The sequence below is a fragment of the Micromonospora sonchi genome, assembly GCF_014646235.1.
In the GTDB taxonomy this organism is placed as follows: Bacteria; Actinomycetota; Actinomycetes; order Mycobacteriales; family Micromonosporaceae; genus Micromonospora; species Micromonospora sonchi.
Window position 1 is genome coordinate 26,529 of sequence record NZ_BMNB01000045.1, and the last position, 11,371, is coordinate 37,899.

At 70.0% G+C, this 11,371-nt stretch carries 9 protein-coding genes and 1 pseudogene; 8 read left to right on the top strand and 2 right to left on the bottom strand.

Features of this window, described 5'->3' with window-relative positions; translation table 11 throughout:
* The first annotated feature begins 28 nt into the window (after nucleotides 1-28).
* Nucleotides 29-1,600 carry a leucyl aminopeptidase gene (locus IEY61_RS28960; protein WP_189050069.1) on the top strand — a complete coding sequence of 524 codons (1,572 nt, stop codon included), beginning with the start codon at nucleotides 29-31 and terminating at the stop codon, nucleotides 1,598-1,600.
* Between the two features lie 83 nt (nucleotides 1,601-1,683).
* On the opposite strand, the gene IEY61_RS28965 is transcribed toward IEY61_RS28960, so the two are convergent.
* Complete coding sequence (locus IEY61_RS28965) at nucleotides 1,684-2,013, bottom strand: hypothetical protein (protein WP_189050070.1); 330 nt, start codon at nucleotides 2,011-2,013, stop codon at nucleotides 1,684-1,686.
* A gap of 260 nt (nucleotides 2,014-2,273) precedes the next feature.
* Between IEY61_RS28965 and lpdA the strand changes: the two genes are divergently transcribed.
* From lpdA to IEY61_RS28995, 7 genes and pseudogenes are all read left to right on the top strand, one after another.
* Nucleotides 2,274-3,665 (top strand): dihydrolipoyl dehydrogenase, encoded by a 1,392-nt coding sequence (lpdA, locus tag IEY61_RS28970; protein WP_189050071.1) that lies wholly within the window; start codon nucleotides 2,274-2,276, stop codon nucleotides 3,663-3,665.
* 72 nt (nucleotides 3,666-3,737) lie between these two features.
* On the top strand, nucleotides 3,738-5,546 hold the full coding sequence (gene sucB, locus IEY61_RS28975; protein WP_189050072.1) for a 2-oxoglutarate dehydrogenase, E2 component, dihydrolipoamide succinyltransferase: 1,809 nt from the start codon (nucleotides 3,738-3,740) through the stop codon (nucleotides 5,544-5,546).
* A gap of 348 nt (nucleotides 5,547-5,894) precedes the next feature.
* The gene (locus IEY61_RS28980) at nucleotides 5,895-7,220 is read left to right on the top strand and encodes a low temperature requirement protein A (RefSeq protein WP_189050073.1); all 1,326 of its coding nucleotides are present in this window, start codon (nucleotides 5,895-5,897) and stop codon (nucleotides 7,218-7,220) included.
* 96 nt (nucleotides 7,221-7,316) lie between these two features.
* The gene (locus IEY61_RS28985; RefSeq protein WP_189050074.1) at nucleotides 7,317-7,676 is read left to right on the top strand and encodes a hypothetical protein; all 360 of its coding nucleotides are present in this window, start codon (nucleotides 7,317-7,319) and stop codon (nucleotides 7,674-7,676) included.
* A gap of 19 nt (nucleotides 7,677-7,695) precedes the next feature.
* Nucleotides 7,696-9,174 carry a hypothetical protein gene (locus IEY61_RS28990; RefSeq protein WP_189050075.1) on the top strand — a complete coding sequence of 493 codons (1,479 nt, stop codon included), beginning with the start codon at nucleotides 7,696-7,698 and terminating at the stop codon, nucleotides 9,172-9,174.
* 356 nt (nucleotides 9,175-9,530) lie between these two features.
* Nucleotides 9,531-9,623 (top strand): annotated as a pseudogene (locus IEY61_RS31620) (hypothetical protein); the annotation flags it as partial.
* Nucleotides 9,624-9,703: 80 nt separating this feature from the next.
* Nucleotides 9,704-11,068: an HsdM family class I SAM-dependent methyltransferase gene (locus tag IEY61_RS28995; protein WP_229706533.1), complete on the top strand. Its 1,365-nt coding sequence runs from the start codon at nucleotides 9,704-9,706 to the stop codon at nucleotides 11,066-11,068.
* 70 nt (nucleotides 11,069-11,138) lie between these two features.
* Here IEY61_RS28995 and IEY61_RS29000 read toward each other — a convergent pair.
* Nucleotides 11,139-11,371 (bottom strand): transposase (locus IEY61_RS29000; protein WP_189050076.1); only part of this gene is annotated, 233 nt, incomplete at its 5' end.

Sequence of the window (11,371 nt, forward strand, 5' to 3'; positions counted from 1 at the left end):
CGGCCCGGCCCGCCCGGGAGCAACTTCCGTGACATCGCCCAGCACCACCCTGAGCCTGGTCGACACCGACCCCGCCGAACTCGCTGTCGACGCGGTCGTGATCGGCGTACACAGCACGACCGGCGAGTCGGACGCCACCAGCGGTCTCGCCGGCACCCTGCTGCTCGCCACCGGCGCGGAGAGCATCGCCGCCGCCTTCGACGGCAAGCTGACCGAGACGCTGGCGCTGCTCGGCGCCACCGGGGGTCCGGGCGAGGTGATCAAGTTGGCGACCCTGGGTACGGTCACCGCCCCGGTGATCGCCGCGGTCGGCCTGGGCGCGGAGCCCAGCGGCGCGGCGCCCGCGCCGGAGACGCTGCGGCGGGCCGCGGGGGCGGCCGTACGGGCCCTGGCCGGTGCGCCCCGGGTGGCGCTCGCGCTGCCGCTGCCCGACGACGCCGACGCCGCCGACGCGCTGCGGGCGGTCGCCGAGGGGGCGCTGCTGGGCGGTTACCGCTTCGCCGGATACAAGACCCGGCCCCAGCCGAGCCGACGCGAGCCGGTGACCGAGGTGCTGGTCGCCGTGCCGGATGCCACCGACGCCGGGGCGCAGGCCGAGATCTCCCGGGCGCAGACCGTGGCCGCCGCGGTGCGGCGCACCCGGGACTGGGTCAACATCGCCCCGAACGAGCTGCGCCCGCCGGCCTTCGCCGACGCGGTCGCCGAGGCGGCCCGGGCCGCGGGGCTCGGCGTCGAGGTGCTCGACGAGGTCGCGCTGCGTGAGGGCGGCTACGGCGGCATCATCGCGGTCGGGCAGGGCTCGGAGGCCCCGCCCCGGATGGTGAAGCTGACCTGGACGCCCGACGGTGGCGGCACCGGTAAGCGGGTGGCGCTGGTCGGCAAGGGCATCACCTTCGACACCGGCGGTGTCTCGATCAAGCCGGCGCAGGGCATGTGGGAGATGAAGTCCGACATGGCCGGTGCGGCGGCGGTGGCCGCCACCATGCTGGCGGTGGCCGAGCTGAAGCCGGCGGTGACGGTGACCGCGTACGTGCCGATGGCGGAGAACATGCCGTCGGGCAGCTCGTACCGACCGGGCGACGTGATCACCATGTACAACGGCAAGAAGGTCGAGGTGCTCAACACCGACGCCGAGGGCCGGATGATCCTCGCCGACGCGATGGCCCGGGCCTGCGAGGACGGGTGTGACTACCTGATCGAGACCTCCACCCTCACCGGCGGGCAGGTGGTCGCTCTCGGCAAGCGGGTCTCCGGGGTGATGGGTGCCGCCGAGCTGTGCGAGCGGGTCCACCAGGCCGGCGACGCGGTCGGCGAGCCGGCCTGGCCGATGCCGATGCCGGACGACGTACGCAAGGGCATGGACTCCGAGGTCGCCGACATCTCCCAGGTCAACGCCGGCATGGACCGGGCCGGTCACATGCTCCAGGGCGGGGTTTTCCTGCGCGAGTTCGTCACCGACGACGTCGCCTGGGCGCACATCGACATCGCCGGCCCGTCGTACCACTCGGGCGAGGCGACCGGCTACTGGACCAAGGGCGGCACCGGCGTACCGGTCCGCACCCTGCTGCACCTGATCGACGACATCGCCACCAACGGCTGAGGTGTAAGGAAGGGCCCCTTGTTAACGCCTGGCGTTGTACAAGGGGCCCTTCTTAACACTCGGTCAGGGGGCGCGCCCGTCGGTCAGTACAGCTCGGGGCGGCGCTTGCGGCGCTCGTTGTAGTCGCGCATGCGCTGCGGATAGCCCATCAGCGCCACGTCGTAGACCGGAATGCTCAGCCGGTACGCGAAGCGCCGCGCGCCGTCCGGCCCGTCGATGCGACGCCGGGTCCATTCCCCGTCGTCGGCGATCAGGATGACGGTGGTCTCGGTGACGGTGGTCCGGGGCTCGATGTACGCCTCGACCCCCTTGCGGCTGCGGACAAAATTCTCAAGATGCTCCACGTCGGCGCGATTGACCGTACGGTCGGCGTCAGCCGTGCGTGCCCGCTTGCGTCGCCGGAACAGTCCCACTGAGCCGTCTCCCCACCCGTTGGTCATCGAAGGCAGCGAACCCTTTCCAACCTTCCCGTACGGTCGTCCGAACGCAAGGACGGACTCGGTGTGCGGTCAAGGTCGAAAAGGATTCGGTGCCAAGAGTACGTGGCGACAACGTGTCATTGGGCACCTCGGTACGCGGGTTCGACACGGTGGTGACAAGATGGCCGAGGTGGGGTGTATCCCTGTTACCCCGCCGTGACCCCCGATGCAGCGAAGCGACCTGGGAGTTGGACGTGAGCGAGCCGAACGACGCAACCTTCGACATCGTCATCCTCGGAGGTGGTAGCGGCGGCTACGCGACCGCCCTGCGCGCCGTCCAGCTGGGCCTGACCGTCGCGCTGGTCGAGAAGAGCAAGCTCGGCGGCACCTGCCTGCACAACGGCTGCATCCCGACCAAGGCGCTGCTGCACGCCGCCGAGGTCGCCGACCAGACCCGGGATGCGGCGCAGTTCGGCGTCAAGGCCGAGCTGGTGGGCATCGACATCGCGGCGGTCAACTCGTACAAGGACGGCGTGGTCTCCCGGCTCTACAAGGGCCTCCAGGGCATGCTCAAGAGCAACAAGTCGATCACCATCATCGAGGGGCACGGCCGGCTGGTCGCGCCGAACGCGGTCGAGGTGGACGGCAAGCGGTACACCGGGCGCAACGTCGTGCTGGCCTCCGGGTCGTACGCCAAGAGCCTGCCCGGCCTGGAGGTCGACGGCGAGCGGGTGATCACCAGCGACCACGCCCTGGTCCTGGACCGGGTCCCCAGCTCGGCGATCGTGCTCGGCGGCGGCGTGATCGGCGTCGAGTTCGCCAGCGTGTGGAAGTCCTTCGGGGTGGACGTGACGATCATCGAGGCGCTGCCCCGGCTGGTCGCCGCCGAGGACGAGGAGTCCTCGAAGGCGCTGGAGCGCGCGTTCCGCAAGCGGAAGATCAACTTCAAGGTCGGCAAGCCGTTCGAGCAGGTCGAGAAGACCGACAGCGGGGTCAAGGTGACCATCGCCGGCGGCGAGACCGTCGAGGCCGAGGTGCTGCTGGTCGCGGTCGGCCGGGGCCCGAACACCGCCGATCTCGGGTACGAGCAGCAGGGCGTCAAGATGGACCGCGGCTACGTGCTGACCGACGAGCGGCTGCGCACCAGCGTGCCCAACGTCTACGCGGTCGGCGACATCGTGCCCGGCCTCCAGCTCGCCCACCGCGGCTTCCAGCAGGGCATCTTCGTCGCCGAGGAGATCGCCGGCCAGAACCCGGCGGTGATCGACGAGGCGGGCATCCCGCGCGTCACCTACTGCGACCCCGAGCTGGCCTCGGTCGGCCTCACCGAGGCGAAGGCCAAGGAGCAGTACGGTGCCGACAAGGTCAAGACCTACAACTACAACCTCGGCGGCAACGGCAAGAGCCAGATCCTCAAGACGGCCGGCTTCGTGAAGCTGGTCCGGGTGGACGACGGACCGGTGGTCGGCGTGCACATGGTCGGCGCCCGGGTCGGCGAGCTGGTCGGCGAGGCGCAGCTGATCTACAACTGGGAGGCGTACCCGGGCGAGGTGGCACAGCTCGTGCACGCCCACCCGACGCAGAACGAGGCCCTGGGCGAGGCACACCTGGCCCTCGCCGGCAAGCCGCTGCACGCGCACGGCTGACCACGACGTATCCGCGGCGTCCGGCGACGGGCGATGATCCTCCCACCAGGGAAACGAAGGAGTCTGGAGAACATGCCGGTATCGGTCACCATGCCCCGGCTCGGCGAGAGCGTCACCGAGGGCACCGTCACGCGCTGGCTCAAGCAGGAGGGTGACACCGTCGAGGTCGACGAGCCGCTGCTCGAGGTGTCCACGGACAAGGTCGACACCGAGATCCCGTCCCCCGCAGCCGGCGTGCTGACCCGGATCGTGGTGGGCGAGGACGAGACGGCCGAGGTCGGCAGCGAGCTGGCGGTGATCTCCGGCGAGGGCGAATCCGCCGGTGGTGCGGGCGCTGCGCAGCAGCAGGAGGCCCCCGCCGAGCAGGCCGCCGAGGCGGCCGAGGAGCCGCAGGCCGAGGCGGAGCAGCCGGCCGTCCAGGAGCCGGCCGAGCAGCCGGCCCAGGCCGCCCCGGCACCGTCGGGCGAGGGCACCCCGGTGCAGCTTCCGGCGCTCGGCGAGAGCGTCACCGAGGGTACGGTCACCCGCTGGCTCAAGCAGGTCGGCGACACCGTCGAGGTGGACGAGCCGCTGCTGGAGATCTCCACCGACAAGGTCGACACCGAGATCCCCTCGCCGGTCGCCGGCACACTCCTGGAGATCAAGGTCGCCGAGGACGAGACCGCCGACGTCGGCGCCACCCTGGCCGTGATCGGTGCCGCCGGGGCCGCCCCGGCCCCGGCCCCGGCCCCGGCACAGCCGCAGGCGGAGGCCAAGCCCGAGCCGCAGGCCAAGCCCGAGCCGACGCCCGAGCCGCAGGTGGCCGAGCCGACGCCGGGCCTGTCGTACAACGAGCCGGCCGCGGAGGCCGAGACCGCGCGGGAGCCGGCCAAGGCCGAGCGGGCCGCGACGCCGCCGGCCCCGACGCCGCAGCGCGCCGCCGCCCCGAGCCGCAACGGCGAGGTCGCCGGGTACGTGACCCCGCTGGTCCGCAAGCTGGCCGCTGAGCACGGCGTGGACCTGGCCTCGCTCAACGGCACCGGTGTCGGCGGCCGGATCCGCAAGCAGGACGTGTTGGACGCGGCGGAGAAGGCCCGCGCTGCCAAGGCCGCACCGGCGCCGGCCCAGCCGGCCGCGGCCGCACCGGCCCAGCCGGCCGTCAAGCCGCAGCCGAGCGCCAAGCGCGGCACCACCGAGAAGCTGCCCCGGATCCGCGCCGCCATCGCCAAGCGGATGCACCAGTCGCTACAGGAGACGGCACAGCTCACCACGGTGGTCGAGGTGGACGTCACCAGGGTCGCCAAGCTGCGGGCGCGGGCCAAGGATTCGTTCCAGCAGCGGCACGGCGTCAAGCTGTCGTTCCTGCCGTTCTTCGCCGTCGCGGCCATCGAGGCCCTTCAGACGTATCCGATCGTCCAGGCCCGGATGGACCTCGACGCCGGCACGATCACCTACCCGGACGCCGAGAACCTCGGCATCGCGGTGGACACCGAGCGCGGGCTGCTGGTGCCGGTCATCCACAACGCCGGCGACCTGAACCTGGCCGGGATCGCCAAGCGGGTCGCCGACCTCGCGGAACGCACCCGGACCAACAAGATCAGCCCGGACGAGATCGCCGGCGCGACCTTCACGCTGACCAACACCGGCAGCCGTGGTGCGCTGTTCGACACCCCGATCGTGCCGTCGCCGCAGTCGGCGATGCTCGGCACGGGCGCGGTGGTCAAGCGCCCGGTCGTGGTCAACGATCCGGAACTGGGCGAGGTGATCGCCGTACGCCAGATGGTCTACCTGGCCATGTCGTACGACCACCGGCTGATCGACGGCGCCGACGCCGCCCGCTTCCTGGCCGCGGTCAAGGAGCGGCTGGAGGCCGGCAACTTCGAGGCCGACCTGGGCCTCTAACCCAACCCACCCCACCCCACCCGACGTGAGGGGGCGCCCCGTAACCGGGGCGCCCCCTCACGCCATCCCCCTCACGCCCCCGCCCCGGCCCGCCCCGGCCCGCCCCGGCCCGCCCCGGCCCGCCCCACCCCGGCGATCTTGCACTTTTGGTCGTTGAATTGCCCAGGTATGCGGCTTTCGACCCGACGGAAAGTGCAAGATCGCGGCCTCCTCGGCACGTCTCGGCGCATGAAGGGCCACCTGCTCGGGGGTGGGTGGGCGGCACGGTGGGGGTTGAGCTGCGGGCTGGCGCTTGGGCGGTGCGGCGAAACAGGTCCGATGCCCGGTCGGCCTTGACAAACTCAGGCGGTGGGCGACAGGGGCTGGCGCGGGCGGCTGGGGCCGGCCGTCGGGGTGGCGCCGGGTGCCCGGGTCGACAAGTTCGAGATCTTCTTCGATCTGGTCTTCGTCTTCTCGTTCTTCAACATAAGCCGGGCCACCGCGACCGACATCAGCGGCCGGGGGCTGTTGCACGCCCTGCTCGTGCTCGCCGTGCTCTGGTGGTGCTGGGTGGTGCACACGGTGATCGCCACCCGGGTCCGGATCGGCGAGGGTTTCGTACCGGTGCTGATGGTCGTCGGGATGGCCGCGCTGTTCTGCTTCGCGCTCGCCCTGCCGCGCGCCTTCGGGGACTCGCAGGGCGGCATCGCGGGGCCGGTCGTGGTGGCGGTCAGCTACCTGGTCATCCGCGCGGTGCAGCTGGTCCTGTTCCTGCACGTCGTCCGGGACAACCCGGTGGAACGTCGGCAACTGCTCCGGTACGCCCCGGAGTTGACGCTGAGCACCGTCCTGCTGCTCGCCGCCGCGCTGGTGCCCGCGTTCCTGCCCGGCACCAGCATGGACATGCTGATCCGGGACGCGCTCTGGGTGACCGTGGTGCTCCTGCAGTACGGCACCGGGCTGCTCGCCAGGACCTGGGGCTGGCAGGTGACCTCGGCGGAGCACTGGACCGAACGGTACGACCTGATCCTGATCATCGCGCTGGGCGAGTCGGTGATCTCGGTCGGCCTGGGCAGCAACCTCATCGTGCAGCCGCCGACCTTGCCGGGAGTGGCCGCGGCGGTGTTCGGCATCGTCTTCGTCGCCGCGCTGTGGTGGGCGCACTACGACGTGATCGGTCCGGCCGCCCGGGTCGCCCTGCACGCCACCCTGGGCCAGCCCCGGGTGCTGATGGCCCGCGACGCGTACGCCTACCTCTTCCTGCCGATGATCGTCGGGATCATGCTCTTCGCCCTGGGTGCCGAGGGCATCGTGCACGACATCGCCGAGCCGGGCGTACCGATCGCCAAGCCGGCGCACGGGCCGGACGTGCCGCTGCTGTTCGGCGGGGTGATCTGCTTCCTGGCCGGAAACATGCTGTTTCAGCTGCGTACCCTGCACACGCTGTCCTGGCTGCGGCTCGGCACGCTGGGCGTGCTCGCGGTCGCCATCCCGCCGGCCATGCTGCTGCCCGGGCTGGCCGCCCTCGGCCTGCTGACGGCGATCTGCGTCGGCATGGTCACCGCCGAGGTGGTGCTGATGTCCGAGGCCCGGCACGCGCTGCGCGCGGCGGTCTTCGAGGAACGCATCGCCCACGAGGCCAGCGAGGCCGCCTACCGCGCCCGGTGGCACGGCCAGCCTCCCGGCACCACCTGACCTGGAAGGCGAATCCAGTCGGGTAGCTGACCGGCTGCTTGACGGGCCGACGAATGGCGTCCGACAGTGGATCCGTTCACTGAAAGGTGACACGCCGTGCACATCGAGATCGCCGATCACGCGGATCTCGATCGGGCGGAGGCGCTGGTCTCGTGGCTTCAGCGCCCCCATCTCGACCGGGTAACCATCACGCTGCCCGGGCTAGCCCTTACCGAACGTGAGCGAACAGCAGCGACGCTGCGTCGCCTGTTCAACGACTGCGGCTGCGCCTGGGGGCTCGCGGCGCTCACCGCCGCCGTGGTCGGTTCCGTCCTGATCTGGCCCGGCAGCGGCCGGTCCCTCGCCGGTGCCGTACTCGGGTGTCTCGGGGCGGCTGTCGCCGGCAAGCTCCTCGGCCTGGCGTCGAGTCGTCGGCGCCTGCTCGCGCTGCTGCGCGCCCTTCGCTCCGCCGCTTGACTCCCGGAAGGGGGATGTCATGGCCCTCGTCTGTACCGAAATCACCGAATGGATCGAGGAGAAGGTCTCCAAGCCCGTCGAGGAGTGGGAGGAACGGCAGGAGCAGCGCTGCAAGAAGCGGCCCTGGTACGACCCACGGCGCTGGCTCTGCTGGCTGGTCACCATCCTGGTGAAGGTCGTCCGCTGGGTGGTCGTCACCGTCGGCAAGTGGGTGGTGCGTACGGTCTGCAAGATCGCCGCCGTCGTCGTCGAGGCGGTCGTCGAGATCGTGGCCGGGCTCTGGGACGTGGTCGTGGGCATCGTCACGCTCGACTGGCGGCGGATCCTCGACGGCCTGCTCCGGATCGGGCTCGGCCTGGTGCTCGGCGCACTGCGGCTGCTGCGTATCGCGCTGCTCGGCGACACGATCGACTACATCATCGAGGAGATCAACCGGGAGCGGCTGCGCCGCTACGTGCGGGGTCTGCTGGAGGCGAAGTACGACGGCGACACGCTGGCCGAGATCAAGGCGTCGATCCGCCTCGACCACGGCGCGTTCGGGCTGCGCCTGCACGGGACCGCGTACCGGACGATCCTCGACTCGGAAACCCCGTCGCCGCGCGAGCCGGACGTGCCCAACCTGGTGGTGCTGCACGAGCAGGGCGCGATCAACCTGCACGAGCTGTGCGGCTTCGAGTTCCCCCAGGGGTTCTGGAACCGCAAGCGCTACAAGACGCTGAAGAAGGAGACGGTGGTGGGCGGCGGTGGCGGCGGCGAGTTCGACAACCCGATCTCCGCCGACGAACTGGACACCTACCTCGATTCGCGCGGTGCACGGGGGCCGAAGTTCATCGTGCTGCCGATGCGTGACGGCGTCCTGGACACGAAGGTGTCGACCGCCGCCGAGAAGGGCCGCGAGCTGGCGCTGATGCTCGACTTCGACCAGGAGCGCCGCGAGGTGACCGAGGCCGGCCACATCGTGCACACCGGCTCCCCCACGGCCCAGGTCAACTTTTTCAAGGACGTGATCGGCCGACGGGACAAGACCACGGCTCCGGCCGGCGCCACCGCCGACCTCTGCCACCCGGTCGTCGTCGGAGTGTTCCGCTACACCAACACGCTGCGCGGCCTGGCGAGCAACCTGCACTCCAGTCGCTGTGGGCTGGACGGCAAGAACGCCTCCGGCGCCACGTTCGTCGACAACCTCCCGGACGCGATCTGGAAGTACGTGCCGATCCACGAACTCGGTCACTACTTCGGCCTCTGCCACACCGACGGGGTGGACCGGATCATGTACTCGCCGAAGACCAACAGTTGGTGGCGCGGATGGTCGATCCCGCGTGGGCTGCTGAACATCTACCTGCAGGGCGAGCCGACCTTCACCTTCGGTGAGGCGAAGGAGACCTGGGACTATGTGGTGGCGCACTTCTCCCCGCAGTGCCTCGGCGCCCGCCCGATCATCATCGAGGCCGCACCGGCGGCGCCGACAGCGACTCGCCACACATCGAACCAGAGTTAGGGGCCAGCCATCACCCACGACGGCACACCGAGCCAAAAGCCGATTCCACAGCGGCCGCGCATCTTCGTACCGCGCACCGAAGTGATGGCCGCGTTCGCCACCGCACCCGTGCTCGATGCGGAGCGCTTCCGCCGTGACCTCGACTCCGCCACCGACGAAAACCTACCCAACCGTGAATGAGTGACCGCCCGCACAGCGATCTGACCCGCAGCAAGTCTTCGATCGCTTACTCGCTTCGGTCCGCATCCGACGAACGGCGGGCGACTCGGCCCGTCGCCCTGTGCCGGCTATCCCGCCGGCCGGACTACCCTGCGATGGTCAACTGAACACGGCCGACGCTATGGGGACCGAGCTACGTGATAACCGGTGAGCTGAAGAGCAGGATCGACCGCATCTGGGACGCCTTCTGGTCGGGCGGGATCTCCAACCCGCTGGAGGTGATCGAGCAGATCACCTACCTGCTGTTCATCAAACGCCTGGACGACCTGCACACCTGGAGGAGCGCAAGGCCGCGCGCACCGGCAAGCCGATGGCGCGGCGGATCTTCCCGGAGGGCTGCGACGACCAGTGGCGCAAGTACGACGATCTGCGCTGGTCGCGCTTCAAGGACGCCGCGCCGGCCGAGATGTTCGAGATTGTCGGCGAGCGGGTCTTCCCGTTCCTGCGTACGCTCGGCGGCGACGGGTCGACGTACTCGCACCACATGCGCGACGCCCGGTTCACCATCCCGAACGCGGCGCTGCTGTCCCGGGTGGTCGACATGCTCGACGGCATCCCGATGGAGGACCGGGACACCAAGGGCGACCTGTACGAGTACATGCTCGGCAAGATCGCCACCGCCGGCCACAACGGCCAGTTCCGCACCTCGCGGCACATCATCCAGCTCATGGTCGAGATGACCCGGCCGACGCCGACCGACGAGATCTGCGACCCCGCCTGCGGCACCGCGGGCTTCCTGGTCGAAGCCGGAGAGTACGTCCGCGACCACTACCCGGACGCCCTGCACGACGCCGCCCAGCGGAAACACTTCCACGAGAGCATGTTCCACGGCTTCGACTTCGACGGCACCATGCTGCGCATCGGCAGCATGAACATGCTGCTGCACGGCGTCGAGAACCCGGACATCCGCTACCGCGACTCCCTCGCCGAGGCCGTCAGCAACGAGTCCGAGAAGTACTCCCTGATCCTCGCCAACCCACCCTTCGCCGGCAGCCTCGACTACGAGAGCACCTCGAAGGACCTCCAACGAGTCGTCAAGACCAAGAAGACCGAGCTGCTGTTCCTCGCGCTCTTCCTGCGGCTGCTCAAGCCCGGCGGCCGGGCGGCGGTCATCGTGCCCGACGGGGTGCTGTTCGGCTCCACCAAGGCCCACAAGGAGCTGCGCCGCATCCTGGTCGAGGAACAGAAGCTCGACGGCGTGGTGAAACTCCCCAGCGGTGCCTTCAAGCCGTACTCCGGGGTGTCGACCGCCATCCTGCTCTTCACCAAGACCGACAGCGGCGGCACAGACAACGTCTGGTTCTACGAGGTGACGGCCGACGGCTGGAGCCTGGACGACAAGCGCACTCCCCTGCTGCCGGCGGAGAAGCTCGGCCCGGCTCCCTCGGTGCCCCTCACCGAGGACGAGCACGCCAAGAACAACCTGCCGGACGCGCTGGCCCGCTGGTCCCGCCGCGACGGCGACGAGTTGCAGCGGGCACGCACCGAGCAGAGCTTCTGCGTCCCCAAGGCCGACATCGCCGAGCAGGACTACGACCTCAGCCTGAACCGCTACAAGGAAGTCGTCCACGAAGAGGTAGAACACCGCCCACCGCTGGAGATCCTGGCCGACCTGGAACGCCTCGAATCCGAAATCCAGCAGGGCATGTCAGAGCTGAAGGCGATGCTGTCGTGAGCACGACGGTAGCCACCACGATGCTGGGCGATGTCGCCACCTTCATCCGCGGCATTACGGCTCTTCGAAATTAAGCGGGGTTGAGGTGTCCGCGGTGGCGGCGGGTTGTGGCCGTGCGGGTGCGGAGGCGCTGGTTTTCGGGGTTGCGGAAGCCGTAGGCGTTGCGGGCGACGGTTTTGATGACGCGGTTGGTGCCTTCTGAGCCGGCGTTGGTGATGCCGGTATGCAGGAACGCGAGGATTTCGGGCCACCAGGTCTGGATCGTGGTGGCGAGGCGGTGGAGTTCGGGCAGGTCAGTGGCGG